The organism is Nitrospira sp. (genome assembly GCA_024760525.1).
GTDB lineage: Bacteria > Nitrospirota > Nitrospiria > Nitrospirales > Nitrospiraceae > Nitrospira_D.
The window spans coordinates 1,796,184-1,817,725 of the sequence record CP060499.1; the positions used below are offsets into that span (position 1 = coordinate 1,796,184).

At 54.8% G+C, this 21,542-nt stretch carries 24 protein-coding genes and 1 pseudogene; 18 read left to right on the top strand and 7 right to left on the bottom strand.

The annotated features are described in order from the left end of the window. Window positions 1-177: 177 nt before the first annotated feature. Window positions 178-1,050: a poly(3-hydroxybutyrate) depolymerase gene (locus H8K04_08425; GenBank protein ID UVT17544.1), complete on the top strand. Its 873-nt coding sequence runs from the start codon at window positions 178-180 to the stop codon at window positions 1,048-1,050. Between the two features lie 55 nt (window positions 1,051-1,105). Continuing rightward, window positions 1,106-1,711: a glycerol-3-phosphate 1-O-acyltransferase PlsY gene (gene plsY / locus H8K04_08430; GenBank protein UVT17545.1), complete on the top strand. Its 606-nt coding sequence runs from the start codon at window positions 1,106-1,108 to the stop codon at window positions 1,709-1,711. A gap of 243 nt (window positions 1,712-1,954) precedes the next feature. Here plsY and H8K04_08435 read toward each other — a convergent pair whose 3' ends face one another. From H8K04_08435 to H8K04_08445, 3 genes are all read right to left on the bottom strand, one after another. Continuing rightward, the gene (locus H8K04_08435) at window positions 1,955-2,170 is read right to left on the bottom strand and encodes a hypothetical protein (GenBank protein UVT17546.1); all 216 of its coding nucleotides are present in this window, start codon (window positions 2,168-2,170) and stop codon (window positions 1,955-1,957) included. 171 nt (window positions 2,171-2,341) lie between these two features. Further along, window positions 2,342-2,602: a DUF2442 domain-containing protein gene (locus H8K04_08440; protein ID UVT17547.1), complete on the bottom strand. Its 261-nt coding sequence runs from the start codon at window positions 2,600-2,602 to the stop codon at window positions 2,342-2,344. A gap of 19 nt (window positions 2,603-2,621) precedes the next feature. Then, complete coding sequence (locus tag H8K04_08445; protein UVT17548.1) at window positions 2,622-2,882, bottom strand: DUF4160 domain-containing protein; 261 nt, start codon at window positions 2,880-2,882, stop codon at window positions 2,622-2,624. A gap of 209 nt (window positions 2,883-3,091) precedes the next feature. On the opposite strand from H8K04_08445, the pseudogene H8K04_08450 reads away from it, so the two are divergent. Further along, a pseudogene (locus H8K04_08450) lies at window positions 3,092-3,250 on the top strand (putative addiction module antidote protein). A 64-nt stretch (window positions 3,251-3,314) separates the two neighbouring features. Here the strand turns inward: H8K04_08450 and H8K04_08455 are convergent. The 4 genes from H8K04_08455 to H8K04_08470 all read right to left on the bottom strand — a co-directional run bounded on the left by H8K04_08455 (window position 3,315) and on the right by H8K04_08470 (window position 4,890). Further along, window positions 3,315-3,497, bottom strand: coding sequence for a hypothetical protein (locus H8K04_08455; protein ID UVT17549.1), 183 nt, complete (start codon window positions 3,495-3,497; stop codon window positions 3,315-3,317). Between the two features lie 530 nt (window positions 3,498-4,027). Next, window positions 4,028-4,225: a hypothetical protein gene (locus tag H8K04_08460; protein UVT17550.1), complete on the bottom strand. Its 198-nt coding sequence runs from the start codon at window positions 4,223-4,225 to the stop codon at window positions 4,028-4,030. Between the two features lie 59 nt (window positions 4,226-4,284). Further along, window positions 4,285-4,611, bottom strand: coding sequence for a hypothetical protein (locus H8K04_08465; GenBank protein UVT17551.1), 327 nt, complete (start codon window positions 4,609-4,611; stop codon window positions 4,285-4,287). Beyond that, complete coding sequence (locus H8K04_08470) at window positions 4,612-4,890, bottom strand: toxin (GenBank protein UVT17552.1); 279 nt, start codon at window positions 4,888-4,890, stop codon at window positions 4,612-4,614. Window positions 4,891-5,089: 199 nt separating this feature from the next. Here H8K04_08470 and H8K04_08475 point away from each other — a divergent pair, with 199 nt between their 5' ends. The 15 genes from H8K04_08475 (at window position 5,090) to H8K04_08545 (ending at window position 21,531) form a co-directional block, all read left to right on the top strand. After that, window positions 5,090-5,461, top strand: a complete 372-nt coding sequence (locus H8K04_08475; protein UVT17553.1) for a hypothetical protein — start codon at window positions 5,090-5,092, stop codon at window positions 5,459-5,461. After that, entirely contained in the window at window positions 5,458-7,284 is a 1,827-nt protein-coding gene (locus H8K04_08480; GenBank protein ID UVT17554.1) for a glutamate mutase L, read from the top strand. The genes H8K04_08475 and H8K04_08480 overlap by 4 nt, the downstream gene beginning before the upstream one ends. Window positions 7,285-7,296: 12 nt before the next feature. Further along, window positions 7,297-8,421: a hypothetical protein gene (locus H8K04_08485; GenBank protein ID UVT17555.1), complete on the top strand. Its 1,125-nt coding sequence runs from the start codon at window positions 7,297-7,299 to the stop codon at window positions 8,419-8,421. Window positions 8,422-8,424: 3 nt separating this feature from the next. After that, window positions 8,425-9,705, top strand: coding sequence for a hypothetical protein (locus H8K04_08490; GenBank protein ID UVT17556.1), 1,281 nt, complete (start codon window positions 8,425-8,427; stop codon window positions 9,703-9,705). Beyond that, a complete protein-coding gene (locus H8K04_08495; GenBank protein UVT17557.1) occupies window positions 9,702-10,352 on the top strand; it encodes a hypothetical protein in 651 nt (216 codons plus the stop codon). The genes H8K04_08490 and H8K04_08495 overlap by 4 nt, the downstream gene beginning before the upstream one ends. Before the next feature lie 86 nt (window positions 10,353-10,438). Beyond that, window positions 10,439-11,281, top strand: coding sequence for a hypothetical protein (locus H8K04_08500; GenBank protein UVT17558.1), 843 nt, complete (start codon window positions 10,439-10,441; stop codon window positions 11,279-11,281). Between the two features lie 16 nt (window positions 11,282-11,297). Next, window positions 11,298-12,047: a hypothetical protein gene (locus tag H8K04_08505; GenBank protein ID UVT17559.1), complete on the top strand. Its 750-nt coding sequence runs from the start codon at window positions 11,298-11,300 to the stop codon at window positions 12,045-12,047. Window positions 12,048-12,105: 58 nt separating this feature from the next. After that, the gene (gene amrB / locus H8K04_08510) at window positions 12,106-13,341 is read left to right on the top strand and encodes an AmmeMemoRadiSam system protein B (protein ID UVT17560.1); all 1,236 of its coding nucleotides are present in this window, start codon (window positions 12,106-12,108) and stop codon (window positions 13,339-13,341) included. 196 nt (window positions 13,342-13,537) lie between these two features. Beyond that, a complete protein-coding gene (locus H8K04_08515; protein UVT17561.1) occupies window positions 13,538-14,431 on the top strand; it encodes an IS1595 family transposase in 894 nt (297 codons plus the stop codon). Between the two features lie 232 nt (window positions 14,432-14,663). Further along, window positions 14,664-15,494, top strand: a complete 831-nt coding sequence (locus tag H8K04_08520; protein UVT17562.1) for a hypothetical protein — start codon at window positions 14,664-14,666, stop codon at window positions 15,492-15,494. A gap of 985 nt (window positions 15,495-16,479) precedes the next feature. Beyond that, on the top strand, window positions 16,480-17,160 hold the full coding sequence (locus H8K04_08525) for a response regulator transcription factor (GenBank protein ID UVT17563.1): 681 nt from the start codon (window positions 16,480-16,482) through the stop codon (window positions 17,158-17,160). A 219-nt stretch (window positions 17,161-17,379) separates the two neighbouring features. Continuing rightward, the gene (locus H8K04_08530) at window positions 17,380-17,712 is read left to right on the top strand and encodes a hypothetical protein (protein ID UVT17564.1); all 333 of its coding nucleotides are present in this window, start codon (window positions 17,380-17,382) and stop codon (window positions 17,710-17,712) included. 994 nt (window positions 17,713-18,706) lie between these two features. Beyond that, window positions 18,707-20,140, top strand: coding sequence for a phage tail sheath family protein (locus tag H8K04_08535; protein ID UVT17916.1), 1,434 nt, complete (start codon window positions 18,707-18,709; stop codon window positions 20,138-20,140). A 19-nt stretch (window positions 20,141-20,159) separates the two neighbouring features. Further along, entirely contained in the window at window positions 20,160-20,681 is a 522-nt protein-coding gene (locus H8K04_08540) for a phage tail protein (protein ID UVT17565.1), read from the top strand. Between the two features lie 16 nt (window positions 20,682-20,697). Next, on the top strand, window positions 20,698-21,531 hold the full coding sequence (locus tag H8K04_08545; GenBank protein ID UVT17566.1) for a hypothetical protein: 834 nt from the start codon (window positions 20,698-20,700) through the stop codon (window positions 21,529-21,531). Window positions 21,532-21,542 lie beyond the last annotated feature (11 nt).

The window sequence follows — 21,542 nt, forward strand, 5'->3', positions numbered from 1 at the left end:
ACCCCGGCGGGAGTGAGCAGTTCCGGCTGCTCGGGGCGGGTGGGTGAGAAAGCCTATGCCTCGGCCCTTCACTCGCTGCGGCCTTGCTGGATGTCTCGTTTGAACATCCTGTAATGCGTTAGATTTGACTCCTCCATCAGTTCTCGTCGGATTGACTGTCACCGGGACGGGCCTGACATGGGTTTGAAATGCCGGGCCGTTCGGAGAGCGCCGCTCGCACAACAGATCGGTGTCTGTACCTGTCTCTTCTTCCTCATCACAGCCTGTACAGAGAACGAAACGCCTCCTCAATTAGAGGCCTATGCGTATTCGAGCGCTCCGGCGGCGCTCCGATGTGAAGCGGGCGCCCGAGTTGGTCTCGTTGGTGCAACCGATGGCAAGGCTTCGACTGACGGTATTCGGTATATGGTGCGGACACCCTCCAACTATGACGCGACCTTTGCGCATCCTCTCCTTATGGTTTACGCTCCGGCCGGACAAAGTCGTTGGGCGACGGAGCGGTTTACAGGCCTCACGACAGCAGCCACCCGCGCCGGCTTCATCGTGGTCTATGCCGACCACCGGCAGTTGAATGTTTCGGCGATTGAACAAGCCGGGACGATCCCCGGCTCGGTGGCAAAGGAGTGGTGTGTCGACGAGAAGAAAGTGTTTGTGACCGGACACTCGGATGGCGGCACCGCTTCACTGGCGCTTGCCGTGCTCGATAAGACGAAGAGGATTCCCGCCGCGATTGCGCCGAGCGCCGCAGGATGGACTGGAAAAGATCTCGAATCATTTCAGTGCCGAGATCCCATTCCGGTCATGATCCTGCACGGCAAGAACGACAGTTTGTTTCCCGGGTGGGGAGCTCAAACGTCAGCTTGGTGGGCGGGCTGCAATCGCTGCGATCTGAACCAGGCGAAAGCGGTCGAGGGCGGATGTCGTGCGTATCAACACTGTGCGCAGGGAGGCGCGACACTCTACTGCGAAGGAGCCGGTGGGCATCGCGATTGGCCCAATCTGAATCGAGTCATGCTGGAATTCTTCACGCACCCGGAGAAGTTTCAGTGATAGGCCGACGCTTGCGCTCGTCGCTAGAGACAAGGCGGTAACGCCGAGAGTTTGGATGGACCACACAGGGCTGACCATAGGTCTCGCCATCGTCGGATATCTGTTGGGCGCAGTCCCGTTTGGAGTCGTCATCTCCAAAGCGATGGGCCTGCCGGATCCACGTACGGTCGGCAGCAGGAATGTCGGATTTACGAACGTGCTGCGTGTGTCAGGCAAGAAGCCCGGTATCCTGACCTTGCTCGGTGATATGGGCAAGGGGTGGGTGATGGGTTTCTCGGCGACGCAAGTGCTTCAGGATGAATGGGCCATTTTGGTTGTCGCCCTTGCGCCGTTTCTCGGACACTTGTTTTCCCCGTTTCTAGGATTCAAAGGTGGAAAGGGAGTGGCGACCGCACTTGGTTCCGTTCTCGGTGTCGCGCCGCTGATCGGGTTGTTGCTGCTCCTGGCGTGGATTGGAGCCGTAGTTCTGTGGCGCTACTCCTCCGGCGGCGCACTCACCGCATTTGGACTCTTTCCTATTATCGCCGTGTTTCTCCGACCAACGACCGCTTTCCTATCGTTTGCTGTGCTCGTGACCGGACTCATCGTGATCAAGCACAAGGGCAATATTGAACGGTTGTGGAACGGGACGGAAAGCAAGATGGGGCAACGGAAGAATTAGGGAGCAGCCAGGTTGTCCTTCTTGCTCGCCGAACGCGCGCCCTCAGAAGGACCTCGTTCGATGCGCGCAATTCTGGATTCAACCCGTCCGCCCTTGTGGGGAGGGGAGGCGAGCGAACAGTGAACGACAACCTGACCGCTCCCTTCTTGCTTTTGAGAGAAAGAACAACACAGTGCCTGTGAAGAAAATAGCGCAGTAGTAAGCTGGGAAGGCTGTTGCGCGGGGCTACCCGTGTGGAATGGGCTAAACAGCGATGGGAGTTAGGGAGAACACACGACCGTATTGTGCTGCTGTTGCGGTGTCTCCATTTTTCAACGCATCACGCACATCATCAAGTTTGTATGCGTCTTCTACCGATAGGTAGGGAGACCACTCGTCATCAGTTACCAATAGTTCAACGTCGACTTCGGCAAGATATCGTCCTTCATGAATCAGCTTAGTTCGCGGTTGTTTCTTCATGAGCGTCTCCTCATGAATCCGTCCTGCCGTTGGGGTCAGGATACTGGATGAAGAAGCAAAGGTCAGTGCGTGATGGCCACAAGAATATAGAAGTAAGTGTTAGTGAACAGCGAGGGGTAAGGCTTTGCCAATGAGCCACACCACTTGTCGGCGTCGGTTTCGACCTTGAGGTCAGGCTGCTCCACGTTCAGTGCCGACGTCTGCGCTCTCGTACAGTTCCTCAGGCGCAATGTCCGCACCGTTCGGCCAAGCGACTGTCCAGCCGTCGAGAAAGAATCGACGAAAATACTTAATATTCTTCAACGGCTCAAAAATTGGTCCCTTTAAGTAGCGTCGGAAGTCGATCGTTTTCTCGGAGTTATCATCGAATGTCACACAAATCCTGTAGCCGCCTCGATATTCAGCCTTGGTCACACATGGGATCCTGTTCATGACGTCTCCTCTCTCGCAATTATCGTAACGGCTCAATCATTTCGAGCGGTTTGCCAGCCTTCATGCGCTGCCAGTTAGCGCGGAGCTCTGTTCCATGCGCTATCGCCCACTGCCTGATCAGTCGTCGAGCTGTCTTGGAACCAATGTAGCCGACTATCATCCGACCGGTGAAATCAAACTTGGCTCGTTGTCCCTGATATTCGGCATGAAAGTGCATCGGCTCGTGCTCATTGTAGAACATCCTGATTATGATTCCGAAAAATATTGAGATTGCTGGCATCCCGTTGTCCTATCGGAGTTTCTTGCCTTAGTCTACCTAGAAAGTCGAGTGGCCAATGTATTTCGGCCAATATTTTCTTTGTGGCGGTTTATCCTAATAAGTCTTTCGGGTATTTATCAAGAATTGTCTCGTTCTTCGGAGGTTTGCCAGACACGACAGCTGATATTAAGCCAACCTTGCGGCTTGCGCGTAATCTATCGGAGCGCCGTATGGGACGAACGACTACAACTCGCTTTGATGTCGCCGAGCATCTTCAAACACCGGAGGAAATGGCGGCATACCTAGAGGCATGTCTCGAAGAGGCTGATGGCGATGCGGCATTTATCGCCAAGGCCTTAGGCGATATCGCACGGGCTAAAGGGATGGCTTAGGTTGCACGTGACGCTGGTCTCTCTCGTGAAAACAGTAAAAGTTAACATCTTTGTAGCCGTGTTACCCTTGATAGGTCTGTGCATTCAATTTGATTTTCTGCGCCATGTTCCCGCCGGCCATCATTAGCGAAAGCGAAAGGGCCGAGCCCTGACTGAAATCGGCAGGAACCAGGTTTGAAACGCGGCCCTCCTCAATAAAGCCCCAGGCACGTCCCCATTTGTCTTTTTCGTGGCGGTCAAACACACCTATCGCGATTCCTCCGTTCTTTCGAATCAGTGAGAAGCATGGAACATCCGTGAGGCCGTCACCGACGAAGATCATTTGATCAAAGGGGACGCGGCATTTCTCCAATTAGTCCCATTGAATTGACTCCCTTTGTCCCCCGTTCATATACTGCAACTCGCTTGTGGTTCCTGAAACAAGGTTGGAATACGCATGAAGCAAGCTGTCGTCATCTGGCTTTTCGCGCTTAGCCTGGCAACACTGGCCGGGTGCTCGTCGAAAGAGCTGTATAAGACTGGTCAGGCTTGGCAGGAGAACCAGTGCTTCAGGATTGATGATATACAGGAACGAAACCGGTGCCTGGCCAACGCGTCTGTCTCTTACGAGCAGTACCAACGGGATGTAGACGCTGCGCCTCAGCCGAAGTAGTCCCCACCTCCGATTAAGTCTTTACCTTGCCAGCCGCCAAAGGGTTTCAGGCGAAACTACCGGGCGACAATACTGAGTTGTGCGGAATAACCGAGCTGGGCGAGCGAGTGCTCGGAGTCGTCTCAGGTGAGGCCGAGTGCGCGTACGTCGGCGACGCCGATCCTCGCCACGATGTCACGAATGGTCGCAAGATGAGCTGGATCGAATTCACCGTCCATCAGTGCTGATTCTGCCCAGGCCACCAGGCTGTCCAACGACAAATCGTGTCGCAAATATTCGGCAAACTTCTCAGCAACAGTTTCGCGGGTAATGAGTGTCATAGTGGTGAATTGAGGGATTCTTTACCGAACCCACGTCTGATCCGAGCAGTGTACTCGTGCTATGCCGCACGCCGTCGTTTGGCGCGCGCGCTCGAACGCGTTGTGAGACGCGATGATTTCTCTGTGAATCGACCTGTCACGAACTTATGTAGCACGCTGGCAATGAGTGTTTGGTAAGGCACCCCTTCTTCGGCTGCACGGGTTTGAATATCCATCAAATCGGGTGAGGATAATCTCACATTGACTCTCCGATTCTTGATGAATGTCGCCCGGGCCGTTTCTTTGAAACGCTTGAGTTCAGCTTTTGAGGGAGCAACGGACTTAAACCGGCCTTCCTCATATTCCTTCGCAATCTGTTCTTCATACGATGGCCGACGTTTTCTCATTTAGACACCGCCCTTTAGGTAGTCACGGGTCGCCTTCCTGTTCGGAATGACCGTTTTAAGAAAGTAATGGTCAGCTTCTTCCACGAATGGAACCAAATAGACGTAGCGCTCGACCTCGACAACAAACATTCGTTGACGAGGGTATTTGTCGAGGTTGGAGTGTACCACGATATCGAGCAATCCATCGGCCTCAATGGCAAGGACGATTTCCTCGAAGGAAATATTCCGCTCAGCTTTCAGTTGCTCATTCTTCTCGTGACCCCAACGAAACGGCTTCATGCGCCAGTCTAGCTCAATGTGTGCCTTTTGTCATCACCATGCAGACCCACACTCGTCACATTTTCTTCGAAAACGATGCCATGCTGGCGGCTAGCTCGACTTTTGAACTGATTTCGCAGTTCCACCATTGAATTGACTCTCTTCTACCCCCTTCATATAATGCGATCCGTTCGAGGTTTGCCTTGTCCGGCCTGCACTTATGCGATCGCGCTTCAATGACAATCTGGTGGGAAAGCTGGCTCAAATAGGAGCCGGGCTTCGCCATGCGTTTGCCGTTCCTCCTGAGAATCAGCCCCTCTCTATAGAAGACGTGCAGTTGATGGAACGGATCGCGGAGGTGATCGTCAAGCGGAGAATGGCGGCTCCGGCGACGATGTTCTTGGAGTCCATGGGACCGATGAATTTTCTGGGCAGCCAGGCACTGCATTTCCTGACCCCGATCCTTGATTGTGCCTTCAACACGAAAGAAGTCGAGCAGGTTGCGCGATTGCTCGAGCGCCGTGATACGGTGACTCGCCTCATCTCCATCATTGAAGCCAAGTCTGCTCCAAAGGGAGCAACGGCTCAATGACGTCTTCCGCATCCAGCCCTCCAAAGATCGATCGCCCTCTCAATGTAATCGTGGCGACCGATTGCGGCAGCACCACGACCAAAGCCATTCTCATCGAAAAAGTCGGTGACGAGTATCGGCAGACGTATCGCGGCGAAGCGCCGACGACTGTGGAAGCTCCGTTCGAAGACGTAACGCGCGGCGTGTTGAACGCCATCGCTGAGATCGAGGAGCTCTCCGGCCGGAAAATTCTGGATGGCGATCAGATCATCACGCCCTGCCGGGACGACAAGACAGGTGTCGACATTTATATCTCGACCAGCAGCGCCGGCGGCGGGCTGCAGATGATGGTGACGGGCGTGGTACAGAACATGACCGGCGAAAGCGCGCAGCGTGCGGCGTTGGGGGCCGGCGCGATCGTGATCGATGTGTTGGCCTCAAACGACGGCCGGTTGCCGCACGAAAAGATCGAGCGCATCCGCTCCATGAGACCGGACATGATTCTGATGTCGGGTGGGACCGACGGAGGAGCGGTGACCCACGTGGTGGAGATGGCCGAATATGTCGCGGCAGCCGAACCACGGCCCCGGTTCGGTGTGACGTATAAGTTGCCCTTGATCTATGCGGGCAACAAGGAAGCCCAACCGCAAGTCAAAAAGACGTTGGAAGACAAATCGGCGTTGGTCGTCACAGAGAACATCCGTCCGGTCTTGGAACGAGAGAACCTGGCGCCGGCGCGGAATAAGATTCACGACTTGTTTCTTGAGCACGTCATGCAACAGGCGCCGGGCTATAAGAAGCTCATCGAGATGGCCGGCGCTCCCATCATGCCGACGCCCGCTGCAGTCGGGCTCATCATGGAGACGATCGCCCAGCGGGAACATTTAAATCTGATCGGGGTGGATATCGGCGGAGCAACGACCGACGTCTTTTCCGTGTTCGACGGCGTGTTCAACCGGACGGTCAGTGCCAATCTCGGCATGTCCTATAGTGTGTCCAATGTCCTCGCCGAAGCGGGACTGGCGAACATTATGCGATGGGTGCCGTTCACGATCGATGAACAGACGCTTCGTAACCGCATCAAGAACAAGATGATCCGGCCCACCACGATTCCCCAAACACTCGATGAATTGCAAATCGAGCAGGCGATCGCGCGCGAGGCTCTGCGGTTGGCCTTGATTCATCATAAGTCGCTGGCAACGGGGTTGAAGGGCGTGCAACAGGAGCGGACGATCTCCGATGTCTTCGAACAGCAGGCGTCCGGTAAATCGCTGATCGATATGTTGAAACTGGATCTGATTGTCGGCAGCGGCGGCATCCTGTCCCATGCGCCGCGGCGGATCCAATCGATGCTGATGATGGTCGATGCCTACGAGCCGATGGGCTGCACGAGGTTGTCGGTCGACAGCATTTTCATGATGCCGCATCTCGGCGTGCTGTCCACGATCAATGAGAAGGCCGCAACCGATGTGTTCGTTCGAGATTGCATGATTTATCTGGGCACCTGCGTGGCGCCGATCGGACAGGGGAAAGACGGGGATCTCTGTGCCGACTATCAGATCACGTTGCCTGATGGAAAGACCATCAACGATCGACTCACATTCGGCGATCTGCGGCTCTATCCGTTGGATTCCGGCAAACAGGCAACCATCAAGATTCAACCTGCCAAAGGCGTCAACATGGGTGCGGGAGCGGGGACTGCTTTCACGAGAGAGGTCCATGGCGGTGTGGTCGGACTCTTGCTCGATGGCCGTGGGCGACCGCTCAGATTTCCGGTTGACCATCAAGCCCGGGTCGCGTCACTGACGAAATGGTTCAAGGCAGTCGATCTCTACCCGGTTTAGGACCATAGGGAAATGGCTCACAGTTATACACCCGGCCTCACTGTTACGGATCGTACGGTGATCCATCGGCGGCGCATGTTGCCCTTGCCGGGTAAGGTATTGGTCAACGTCGGCGAGCGGGTGCGGTCAGATCAGGTTGTTGCCAAGGCAGAGTTGCCGGGAAAAGTCTTCCCGGTCAATCTTGCCAATCAACTCAGCATTGCCCCGGGTGAGATCAAGGACTATTTGATCAAGAAGGAAGGCGATGCCGTTGAGAAAGACGAGATTCTTGCCGAGAACAAGCCCCTGATCAAGTGGTTCAAGACGGAGATCCGATCGCCGGTGGCGGGCATAGTCGAGTCTGTGTCGACCATCACAGGCCAAGTGCTCTTGCGGGAACCGCCCAGAGTCCTACAACTGCTGGCCTATGTGGATGGGATCATCTCGGAGACGGTTCCGCAGCAGGGTGTCGTGGTCGAAGCGACATGTGGATTGGTGCAAGGGATCTTCGGCATCGGTGGAGAGACGTTCGGCGACATCGTGCTGGGCGTGAAAGCTCCGGACGAACCACAGTCGCCGGGACATTTCAATTCGAGTATGAAAGGCAAAGTGGTCGTGGGAGGGTCGTTCCTTTCGGCCGAAGCCCTGAAGCAGGCCAAGGCCGTCGGTGTGGCCGGATTGGTCGTGGGGGGGATTCATGATGAGGATCTGCGTGCCCTGTTGGGATATGATCTCGGTGTCGCCATTACAGGAACGGAACAAGTGGGATTTACGCTGATCCTGACGGAGGGGTTCGGGACGATTCCAATGGCGACCAAGACCTTTAAGCTGCTTTCCGCTCATGTCGGCCGGAAGGCATCCATCTCGGGCGCCACACAGATCAGAGCCGGCGTCATCCGTCCGGAAATTATTATTCCACAAGTAGAAGACAAGGTTGGGATGGAGACCGTTACCCGGCGCGACGGGATTCGCCTTGGCGATCCGGTCCGCATCATCCGCGATCCGCTCTTCGGCAGAATCGGGGAAGTATCGGCGCTTCCGTCCGATCTCACCAAGATTCCTACCGAGAGCGAGGTGCGGGTATTGGAAGTGAAGTTCGCCGATGGAACGCGGGTCGTGATTCCGCGGACGAATATCGAGGTGATCGAGGGGGCCTGAAGCGTGAGGCGTGAAGTGGATCTCGTGGAAGGCGGTTGGGGCCGTTTCGCATGGCCTTTGCTGGTCGTGATTTTCTGTGTGTCGAGTTTGCAACCACCGTGCACCTCGGCTGAGACAGCTATCAGTGCTCCCCAAGATGTGCAGGTATTCGACACGCCGAACGACGGAGGAGGAAGCCTGACCGTTCAGTGGGCTCCTACGCCGAAAGATGGTCCGGACATCCGCTATCAGGTCTTGCTTGCAAGAGCACCTGCTGCCGATCCAACGACATTCACGGTCGTCGCAGAATTCCCCGCCAATACGAAATACGTCAAAGACACAAAAACCGCTTGGTGGACAAGGAAGGCCGAGAAGACCTGGCACCAGGCCGTCATCAAGAGTGCAAAGAATATCGACGTGACGGATGGCACGGCCTATGCCGTCGCATTGGCGGCTGTCCAAGGCGATCAGCGGGTTTTCAGCCCGGTGTCGGTGGCGACTCCTTCGCCGGACTGGTTCAACTGGAATCAACTGAATAATCTCATCATCGCCGTCTCATTCTGTGGGCTGGTGTTTTATACGATCAGCTATGCAAAGCGGAACGAGATCTTCTTGCGTCGTATTCCGGGGCTCGACGCAGTGGATGAAGCGATCGGGCGCGCAACCGAGTTGGGCAAGCCGATTCTCTATATGACCGGCGCGCATGACTTGCACGACCCTTCGACGATTGCCGCTGCGGTCATTCTCGGGAAGGTGGCGAAGCGGGCTGCGCTCTATGAAACGGAATTGATGGTGCCCCATCGCGAGCCGATTACGATGGCGGTCTGCCAGGAAATCACCAAACAAGCCTATTTGGAGGCGGGAAAGCCCGATCTCTTCAAGGAAGACGCGAACTTTTTCATCACACCCGATCAGTTCAGCTACACGGCGGCGGTCGACGGGATCATGCTGCGGAAGAAGCCCGCCGCAAACTTCTTCATGGGCCATTACTTTGCCGAGTCGCTGTTGCTCACCGAAACCGGCGCGAGCACCGGCGCCATCCAAATCGCCGGAACGGATGCCGACCACCAACTCCCGTTCTTCGTGACCACCTGCGATTACACGTTGATCGGCGAAGAGCTGTACGCCGCGAGCGCGTATCTGTCCAGGGAGCCGGTCCAAGTCGGCACGCTGCGCGGACAGGACATCGGGAAAGCGGTCGTGCTCAGCGCGATCGCCGTCGGAACCGTATTGGCGACGGTCGGAGTCGTCACCGGCGCGCATTGGCCGCAGATTGTCCTCGATCTCTTTAGGGACCTGAAATGATCTTTCTCCGTCGGCAACTGCCTCTGCTTATCACGATGATCACGGGTCTTCTGTTTGCGGCGCAGTACTATGTGCCGCATCCGGCCTCGGAGCAGATGCTCACCTCCGCGACGAAATGGCTGCAGATTATCGGAGGATTCGCGTTGATCCTGGGTGTGACCAGCCTGTTCCATCAACATGCGGTCAAGATCGGGCGCAAGGAAGCCGGATGGGGCTACAGCCTCGTGCTGTATGCCGCCATGCTCGGGACGATCGCGGCCGGGCTGTGGGCCAATGGCAAAGAAAGCCTCGATGGGGCCATGACGGCATTCGGCTGGGTCTACAACTATATGATGGTGCCGCTGCAAGGGACGATGTTTGCCATATTGGCCTTCTTCATCGCATCGGCCGCCTATCGCTCGTTCAGGGCCAGGAGTCGGGAAGCGGCGGTATTGTTGGTCGCGGCAGTGATCGTGATGATGGGACGTGTGCCGCTGGGTGAGTATCTGATTCCCTTGAGCGGCGACGTTTCCTCATGGATTTTGAATGTGCTCAATGCTTCCGTACGCCGGGCCATTCTGATCGGCGTCAGTCTCGGCGCTATTGCGTTGTCATTCAAGATTATCTTTGGCGTGGAGCGGTCGTATCTTGGCGGAGGGAAGGAGTAGGAAGTGTGGGACCCTTCCGCTGCGCGCGACCGGGCTCCCGCTCGGCGCCACCCGCAGTTGATGGGTGAGGGGGAGCAGGAGAAGGCATGAGTTTTTCAGAGCGTATGCTCAGGATCGATCGGCGGATCATTTTCTTGGTGATCGGCCTCTGCACCTTGTTGCCGTTGCTCTATCCGGTCGGTTTGCCGATCAGGATTTCGTCGGAAGTCCGTGGCGTGTACGAGCATATCGAGTCGTTGCCGGAACATTCCGTCTTTCTGCTGTCGATCGATTTCGATCCCGCCTCCAAACCCGAGCTCTATCCGCAAGCGGTGGCGCTGCTGCGTCACGCTTTCAAGAAGAATCTTCGGGTGGTCACGATGACTCTCTGGGTGACCGGGACAGGCATGGCGGATCAGTTAGTCACGCAGGTTGCCAAAGAGATGGGGAGAGAATACGGGAAGGATTATGCATTTCTGGGATGGAGTCCGGGCGGGCAAGCCGTGATCATCAATATGGGGCAGGACCTCTATTCAGCATTTCCCAGCGACTATAGCGGCAAGCCCACGAAGGATTTGCCGGTTCTTGACGGCGTGCGCAGCTTGAAGGATGTCGGCTACATGGTCAGCTTGGGCGCCGGCCGTCCCGGGGTTGAAGAGTGGTATGTCTTTGGGAAGGACAAATATAAGTTCGAAATGGGTGGTGGCTGCACGGGAGTGATGGCGCCGGGATTATATCCATTGCTGCGAAGCGGACAGATCAACGGCCTGATCGGCGGCCTCCGCGGCGCGGCTGAGTATGAGAGCCTCATCGGTCAGAAAGGCAAAGCGGTGGCGGGTATGGACGCACAGTCCGCGACGCATCTCGCCATCATCGTGCTGGTGATCATCTGCAACGCATTTTACCTCTCGCTCCGGCGCACAGCTCGGGCACAGGGACAGGTTGGCTGAAGGGTAGAGGATCTCGATGGATGCCACGATACTAGGGGCCTGGGTTGCGACGGGGTTGACCCTCCTGATCTTCTCATTCCTGTACAAGGATAACGTGTTGTTCAAACTGGCCGAGCATCTCTATGTGGGGGTTTCGGTCGGCTACACGATCGTGAAGACGTACGATACCGTCATCGTCCACTTGGTCGTCAAGCCGATCGTCGAAAACGGGGAAATCGCCCTGCTGATTCCCGTGGCCATTGGGATGCTCATGCTGACCAGGTACGTGCCGAAAGCCGCCTGGATATCCCGATACGCCTTCGCCTTCATCGTCGGGATGGGGGCGGGATTGGCGATACCGAGAACGATTTCTTCCTTCATCCTGAAACAAATCGAGGATACAGTTCGTCCGTTGTTATCGATCGCGGGAGCGGATGGCGTCAGCTTCTCGATGAACCTGCTCAATCCCGCGAGCAACCTCAATGCGATCATCATCCTGCTGGGAGTCGGCTCGGTCTTGTTCTACTTCTTTTTTTCGATCGAGCACAGTGGGCCTGGAAGGGCAGTGGCTCGAACCGGCGTGCTGTTCTTGATGATTTCCTTCGGCGCCGCGTTTGGTTATACGGTTATGGCCCGCATGTCGCTCTTGATCGGCCGATTGACCGATTTGATCGAATTCTCCGATGCCTCCTACGGGCGGCCTACCATCTGGTTGCTGATTCTCACGGTGGTGGCGCTCATCATATTGGCCCGGCGAGGTGAAGCCCCTCCTCCAAGTAGTCAGTAGCCACGGCTATCGGATCGGTTGCAGCGGCTCCATTCCATCCCCTACAATGACCGTCGTCATGTCCACCGGTGTCGTCAAAGATTCAACTCAGTATCCGGTCCTTCGGAATCTGCAATTTTCGCCCATTAAGCAGGGGGAAGATCAATTGATGGTGCTCTGGGATCCCAGCGGCCTGAGCAAGGAAAAACTGGTCCTGCCGCTCAATTTCTTTTTCATCGTGCAACATTTCGACGGAGAGCATTCTCTCCAAGACATCGGCGCGCTGTACCTGAAACGGTTTGGTGAATTCCTGCTGCCGAGCAAAGTGGAACAGTTGGTGGCGGATCTGGCGCACAAGCTTTTCTTGGAAGGCCCGCAAGCTGAATCGGCACGGGAACAGGCCCGGATCGAGTATCGGCAGCAGCCGGCCAGGCCGGCCGCGTTTGCCGGACGGAGCTACGAGGCCGATGGTGTGAAGCTCAAAAAGCAGATCGACGGATTCTTTACGTCTGGTGAAGGTCCGGATTTCAAGCCCTCCGAGCATCAGGGCAAGACGATCAAGGGGCTCGTGGTGCCCACATACGATCTCAAGCAGGCAGGACCGGTTTATGCGTGGGGATACAAAGAGTTACAGGAAGCCCAACGGCCGGATGTCTATGTGCTGTTCGGTACGGCACATGCCGGACTGGGGAATTTGTTTGCAGTCACCGACAAAGATTTTGAGACCCCGTTGGGAACGGTCCAGGTTGATCGGACGGTCGTAGACCGGTTAAACGAATTGGTTCCGGAATACTTCCAAGAAGACATCGCCCATCAATCCGAACATGCCATTGAATTCCAATTGCCGTTTCTCCAAACCATCATCGGGAAGCCGTTCACGATCGTTCCGATCTTGTCCTCATTTTCCGCATCGAGTCTCCATGATCCTACAGTCCGGAATTCGGTGGATCGGTTTCTGAAGGCTCTGCAAGATGCGATCGCTGTCTCCAGAAAGACATCATGTGTCATTGCCGCAGGGGAGCTGGCTCATCTCGGCCTGCGCTATGGCGATGCCGCTCCACCGACTGATTTTTCCTTTCATCGCGCCATGCAGCGCGATTTGGAAATGTTGAAGCATGTCGAAGAACTCCAACCGGACGCATTCGCCGGGTACATCCAAAAGGAACACGATCAACGTCGCATTTCGGGCTTCTCGCCGATCTATAGCCTGTTGCGAGTGATTCAGGCGGAAAAGGGCCACGTCCTCCGCTACGATCGCGGCATCACGGATCAATATAACTCCACCGTGACCTACGCCAGCCTGGCGTTTTTCTGATCAGCAATTCCTTTCTCACAACGGGTGTTCTAGTCGATCACGCGGAATGTCGCACCACGGGTGTGGTTAGTTGTTTATTGTAGGGTTGAGACTACAGATTGGATAGACCGTGTGAATCAGTTTGTGGCGATTATGCCCCACTTGACACCACATCCATAAAGCTGTAGAATGGCCTCAACATCACGGAGGCCAGACAATGAAAACGACGCTCACCAGCATGATGAATCGATTCAAAGACGAAACCGCCTGCAAGCAGTTCTTGCTTGAGCGCCGCTGGCCGAATGGGGTCCACTGCCCCCGTTGCAACAATGCCAAGGTCTTCGCCGTCAAGAGCCGTCCGTTCCATTGGGTCTGTAAGGGCAAGGAGTGCGGAGGACGGAACGGCTACCGCTTCTCGATCATCACCCATACGATCTTCGAGAACACGAACTATCCGTTGCGGACTTGGTTTCAGGTCATCTACCTCATGATGACCAGCAAGAAGGGGATTAGCGCCTTGCAGGTACAACGCATGATCGGTAGCGGGGCCTATCGGACCGCTTGGTATATGTGCCATCGCATCCGATCTGCCATGCAAGACGGCGGATTCAATGCGCTGATGGGCGAAGTAGAGGTAGACGAAACCTACATCGGCGGCAAGTTTAAGAACAAGCATGTCTCTCAACGCCTGGATGGTCCCCATGGCAGCACCAAGGGCAAGGTTGCCGTTATTGGCGCGATGGCTCGCAAGGGTAAGGTCGTGGCCAAGATCATTGAGAAAGTCAATGCAGAGACTTTGCAGGGCTTTGTACGGCAGGCTGTAGGAGAGAACGTGTCCCTGGTGGCCACTGATGAGCACTCTGGTTATAAGGGCCTGGCCAAGCTGGGCTATCCGCATGAGTCGGTGAGCCATTATCGCGGTGAGTATGTGCGCGGCAATGTGCATACCGCGAACCTGGACAGCTTCTGGAGCTTGTTGAAGCGGGGTGTGATCGGCACCTATCACAAGGTGAGCAAAGACTACTTGCCGCTGTACCTGGCCGAGTTCAGCTACCGGCACAATAACCGCCAGAATCCAGACATCTTTGGCGACGTGATAGCAGAATGCTGAGCACGCCAGCGGTAAAGCGTGCCAGCATGAAGTATGATCCGAAGAACGTGCAGCTAAACCTGCCCATGGAGGTTGTATGCCGAAGGCGAAACCACTCTCGCTCCATCCGTTGAGCTTTGAAGAGGTCATAGACGTTCTCGTTAAAGCGCCACCGAAGCCACAGAGAGATAGTGCGATATCCAAACCAAAGAAACGCAAAAATCCATCAACACCACCACAATAGCGATATCCCATGATAGAGGATGGCGATGGAAAGCCCGCACAGACCGATCCCAGCATAAATTCGCCTTCGCCCATTGAGCCTCCTCAACAGGAGGCTGTCGAACTGCCCATCGTAAAAACGCACCAGGAAAAGACCGCAACACATGCAGATAAGAGCCATCAGGCAGCTTCCATACGCGATAAGGCGCTTGTAGACAGAATTCAAAAAAGCGACGTATGGATGATTGTCCTGACAGCTATCATGGCTATATCTGCTGCTGCCCAAGTCGTTATTTATTGCTTTCAGGCTAAAGATAGCTCTATGCAAACCGATAGAATCATTTCCGAAGCCACGAGAATGGCTAACTCTCTGGAGGCGACTGTAGAACGAAACAAAATCATGCTCGATGAATACCGGCAATCTGCTCAAATTGATCAAAGGGCGTGGATTGGATTCGCGCTCGCTACCACTCCTCAGGTCAAACCAAACGCAAGACTTGTCACTGAGGTCCAAGTAGCAAATACCGGGAGAACTCCAGCTCGGAAAATGCATGGTCATGTAGTTTCTCGGGTACTTTCCAAAAGCGAACCCTTCTCTCCAGTCTATCCAAAGCCTGACGATAAACCAGGATTGGGCGTGGTACAGCCTGGAGGGCTTGTTAGTTGGCACATCCGAGTCTCCGCAGGACTTACCCAAGACGAAATCGATGAGTTTGCCAATGGCGATAAAATCATGTACGTCTTTGGAAAATTCAATTATGAAGATATTTTCAAACAACCCCATCGCACTACATTCTGTGTTTACTTTTCTCCCCATTTCGAGGCCGCCAAGACTTGTCATACATACAACGAGGCTGACTAAAACAACGTAGGTGCGCCAACTCATAGCGCACCAGATTGGTCAAGTTCGGCGCGTTCTAATGGACTATCAGTGTGGTGTCGAGTTGGGCATAATCGCCCAGTTTGTATTCATGTTGAATCAATTTTTATTCAGCCGTTCGGTACGGTGACCGAAGATGACCAGGTCTGGCTACGCGAATTCGCGTAAAACCGCCAGATTTTCTCCATGATCGTGCGATTTGGAAAATCTGGATCCAGGATGTCAGCTAAGCACGGGACTTGCTGGGTACGGACAGCATGTCCCGGGCCGGGGCTAGACTGGATCGCCCAATCCAGCACCCCCATCTCCTTGTGAGGTTCCGGCCCCGGGCGGGCGAGTCCGGCGGTGATGATGAGAAATCCACCGCCGGGTGTCGTCATCGAGGAATCAGCCTGTTGTGCTTGCTTCAGGCAGAAATCGGCAAGTCCTCCTCTACGAGTGCGGCATCACGGATCAGGATAACTTCACCGACATCTACGCCGCCTGGTGTTCTTCCAGCGTTCAGCGCACCATACGATTACGATTGCAAGCCGGTTCGTTCGACGATGAACGTCGTGAGCGAGGACGGACAAACATGAAATTATGACTGAGCGTAGAGCGCGTTCCCGCACGGATCAAACAATTTAGATACACTCATTTGATCGTCTGGATACACTACGCGCTTCGAACTGATGGGTGTATCGTTTTAATACAGTACAGTGAGTTTATCGAACCGGTCTTCATGTGAGGGAAAAAGAATATATTTGAGTGAAACAGCGCGTTGAAACGTGCCCCCAAAATAGTTCTTCCCTGCGAGAACTTTCTGATTCAAGAAGCTCCCGTGTCCCGCCGTAGTGGAATGCTTTTTGTATGACGCCGCATGAGTGAAAGTTATCATGGAGTTGATTGAATGAGAATTGACGAAGGTACCATCTAGGCGTAAGTTAGGGACCCTCTGGAAATGAGGGAAGGCGTTCGGTACCACCTCATGACTGCGACAAACATTCACAACATCGGCGTTGCGATCCTCCACCGTAATCAGCTGTTTCGAGAAAGCCTGAGTTGCTGTTTGGCACAGATCGATTTATTTTCAGTGGAGCATGATGCATCGAATTCAGAAGAGATCGAAGAAGCGCTTCGCGCGCATCACGTTGATGTGCTCCTGCTTGAGTTTGGAATATTGGCTCGCGGAGAAGAAAGAACCACCGCGAGAATTCGTCATCTGTCATCGCGAGTGAAGACCTTGGTGATCGATGTGCCTGAAAATGACAATGATGTGCTGTACTGCATTGAAACCGGCGGGGCCTCGGGCTACCTGCTGCACAATGCTTCCATCAAAGATCTCATAAACAACATCAAGGCGGTGGTGAATGGGGAGACACTGTGCTCTCCACGTGTTGCGAGTCTGGCGTTCGACCGTGTGTCCGCACTCACACGTCAGATTGAAAGTGGCCATGCCGTCGATGGAGCGCGTCTCACTCGGCGTGAAACGCAAATTGTCGGATTGATTGATGAGGGGCTCAGTAACAAAGAAATTGCCGTTTGCCTGCACATTGGAGTGTCGACCGTTAAAAACCATGTCCATAATATCCTCGATAAACTGCAGTTGCACAATCGCCATTCAGCGGTGAAGCACTTCAAAGAACAGGCCATGTACACCGGACGCTAGCCTCCCCAAGTCCCTGTCACACACGAGTTTCATTGATCCCCTCCCGGCTCATCCGAAAAGGATCTAGATGAGGATCTAGATCTTACTTCTGCCGCATCTAGACCCAAATTCATCCCGTAGATCCATGGGATCTCACACAATTACGGCTAGAGTACGTCAACAGTATCGCGAGGCCGTCTATTGGACAAAATCAGAGTACTTTTCGGAAATTATCCGATCATGATTCCTGATGTCGTTCGACATCTTGTTGAAGAACAGGATGACATGGAAGTGGTCGGGGATTGCCGAGGGGCGATGAAAATTCTCCAGGAAACCGGTCGAGCCAAGGCCGATGTCGTCCTTCTTGCGCAGGAACACATGGATGAACCGGCGTTGTGCGGGCAATTACTGGCGGTCTATCCGGACCTGACCATCGTGAGTGTGACACCGGATACAACGCATGTATTTACGCAGCAACTCCGCTCGTATCGGCAGAGCATGATCACTGAGGAGCACGGAGACATCGTGCAGACGGTGAGAACGGTAGCCAGACAGTCGGGCAGCGAGAAATGAACGTGACGACGGCGCATGCTAACAAGGAGGATGAACCATGCCAGTGTCAGTGAGTTACCCAGGTGTCTATATCCAGGAAGTTCCAAGCGGTGTCAGGACGATCACGGGCGTGTCCACCTCTATCGCGGCGTTTTTTGGCCGGGCGCAAAAGGGAGCGATCAACAAGGCGGTCCGTTGTCTGAGCTATTCGGATTTCTTGCGTGAATTCGGAGGTGGACATCCATCGAGCGAACTGGGCGCAAACGTCAAGCAGTTTTTTGGAAACGGAGGGACGGATTGTTACATCGTCAGACTCGCGCACAATGCTAAAAAAGCCGACGTCACACTCAAAAATGTGGCCGGCGTCCCCGCGCTGACCATTATGGCAAAAGATGCCGGCATCTGGGGCAACAATGTCCGATTGGCGATCGACTACAACACCTCGAACCCGGAGGAGACCTTCAATCTCTATCTGACACAAGAGGACGGTGGTGTGGTCGTCAACAGCGAGACCTTTCTTAACCTATCCATGAATCCGGCGGCGCCCCGATATGTCGTGAATTTTGTGACTCAAAGTTCACAATTAGTCGACGTTCAGTTGGCGACGGGCTTTGACATAAATTCCTCGGCACAAGCCGGCTATAGTGAGGGCCGCCGCGTAATGGGCGCCACGTTGACCGCCGTTCGAGATGAGTTAAACGCTCTGATTTATACCCCGCCTGCGGCATCGGCCAGTCGAAAGTTTGATATCAGCGTGAATGAAGGGCCACATTCATCTGTTGATATCCGCGCTAATAATCCTGCCCCGTTGACCGCAACGACAAAAGGTCCGCTCGAGGCTGAGATACTGGCTCGTATCACGCCGAGCCTTCCGGCGGGTGTTTCGGTCACCTGCAGCCTGGACGAAATAGACTCCGGTTCGGGACTGAGAGTCCTCCGCATTACATCCGCAACAGGCAACAATCTCAGCGTCAAGATACGACGCGCAAGCAGCAACGACTTGGCGGCAGCGCTCATGCTCGGTATCGATCAAGGTGGAGTTGAAGCGACGCGGTTCGCCAATCATCGCCCCGTTCCAACCTCGACATATTTCTCAGGAAGCGCGAACACCTTGGCAAAACTGTTTCAGACGGATGTGGCGCACGACATCACGAAGATTACGTTCGCCGGCGCCCCCGCGCCCAATGCGATTGATTTCAACGTTCCACTCCCCAATGTGTTGCAAACGACCGGCGCGGCTGACCGGTGGTTCAAAGACGCCCTCTCGTCGGCGATTACCAACCATTCCGATGGGGTGCGGGAAAAGCTTCAAATCATGGCGAAGACGATAAATGACAAACCCGACGCTCCGGTTACAGCCGAGGTGTGGGGATACCGGATCGCCTTCAAGCCGAAGGTCGGGATGTTGAATACGACCTACACCGTCTCGACCGCAACCGAAAACCTGGCCGGATCATTCACGTCCAACGTCAGGCAGTACGCCCTGGGCAACATCGGAACCGGCTCATTTCAAAATGGTGCGGGACAGATCGGACAGGACGATGACGGGACGCCATTGACCGTTGCCGACTATACGGGAAGCGCGTTGGATCATACGGGCTTCTATGCGCTCGATCGCGTCGACCTGTTTAATCTCATGATCATCCCTCAGGACGGAGATATCGATGAAAGTGAATACCAGCAGCTCATCGGACCTGCCACGACATATTGTGAAAGCCGCCGCGCGTTCTTGCTGATCGATGCACCTGTGAGTTGGACCAACGGGGACAAAATGGTCGCCGATGCGGCAAAGGTCAACGGGCTCCGCGCCGGCATCGTGAAGCAAAACTCGGCGATTTTCTATCCCAGAGTCAAATACAGCGACGCCGGTATCATTAAGCCGCTCGGACCGTCCGGCGGGATAGCCGGTCTGATGGCGAGAACCGATTCACAACGGGGCGTGTGGAAGGCGCCGGCTGGAACCGAGGCCGATCTTCGGGGGGTCCTCGACGTCGAACTGAATATGACGGACGGAGAAAACGGCGTCCTCAATAAGCTCGGAGTCAATTGCATCCGCAAGTTTCCGAACGGAATCGTCAATTGGGGCGCACGCACACTCGATGGCAGCGATGATTTCGGGTCGGAGTGGAAATATATTCCAATCCGCAGATTGGCGCTGTTCCTCGAGGAATCGCTTTTCCGCGGCACGAAATGGGTTGTGTTCGAGCCGAACGATGAGCCGTTGTGGGCCAAGATCCGCATGAACATCACTGCGTTCATGATGGGCCTGTTCAGGCAAGGGGCATTTCAGGGCAGTACGCCCGACAAGGCGTTTTTCGTCAAATGCGACGGCGAAACAACGACGGCCAACGATCGCAATCTGGGCATCGTCAATATCCAGGTCGGTTTTGCACCGCTCAAACCAGCCGAGTTCGTCATCATCAGCATTCAACAGATACCGGATGTGTAACCGCTAAAAGGAGCGAGACATGGCTAAAGGATTCGTTAAGAACGCAAAGAGGTTCGATCCGTACAAGAATTTCAAGTTCCGGCTCGTTTGGGACGGCAAACCGGTCATGGGTATCAGTAAGGTCAGCGCGCTCAAACGGACGACCGAGGTGGTCAAGCATCGTGACGGCGGTGATAACAGTACCGACCATAAATCGCCGGGCCGCACCAGTTACGATGCGGTGAGCGTCGAGCGCGGTTTGACTCACGATCCGGAATTCGAAGCCTGGGCGAATAAGGTGCATCCGTATTCAGGAGATAGCGCGATGGATCTCGCCGCCTATAAAAAGGATCTCACGCTCGAAATGATGAACGAGAAAGGCCACGTGGTATACAGGTATTTCTTGTACGACTGCTGGGTCAGTGAATACACGGCCATTCCCGAATTGAACGCCAACGCCAATGCCGTGGCCATTGAATCGATGAAGATCGAGCTCGAAGGTTGGGATCGAGACAAGGACACAAAAGAACCCAATGAGGCCGACGATGTTCCGCAAGGTTAGCCGGTAGGATGAGCCCATGAATATTGAGGTCGGGACAGAGCATGTGATCCCGTTGCCGTCGTTTACCACGTCATCTTCCGTGGCATGGTTCAAAGGTGGCGCGGGATTCAGGAGATTTGGGAAATGCCAGACTGATCTCGCCGTGGATTTCTCGGTGCCGAACCGGGCGGCGCTTGTTACACGTCTGCTTGAGTTGTGCTCCGTTGATCCCGAACATCTGCTTCCGCCCGGACATTTCATCGAACTTTCAATCGGCAAGCGGATCGAATGCCTTCTTCTACTCGCAGCCGGAGGGTGGGATAAGGCCTTGAGTTTGGTGTTCAACTGTCAGGGATGCGGCGAGGATCTTGAACTGGAGCTCACCTTCGAGGAGCTTTCGGAGGTTCAGCGTGAGGCGGACAAAATTGAAACAGTCGGCGTCGACGTGGAGGGCAGGCGAATCGAATTTCGCAAGCCCACAGGCCGTGACCAAGAAGTCTGGGCAAGGGCGGTGTTCCCTGATGAACAGAATGCGGCAGCGAGCATGATCAGGTCTCTGACTGTCACGGCGGATTTCCCGACGACTCTTGGAACGGCTTCGGTGAGTGAGGTCGAAAGAATGTTTGATGACGCCGACCCGCTCGTGAATTTTAGTTGTCGGGTGAGTTGCGGGGAATGCGACAGGCTCAACGGCTATCGGGTCGATCTGATGGAGACCGCGCTCGCTATGCTGAGCCGAATGCAAACCCAGTTGATCCATGCGATTCATAGAATGGCGTCGCAGTATCACTGGAGCGAGGCAGATGTGCTCGCTGTTCCCGAATGGCGACGACAACAGTACCTGCAGCTGATCTGGGCCGCGAAGAAATGAGCGGATATTTT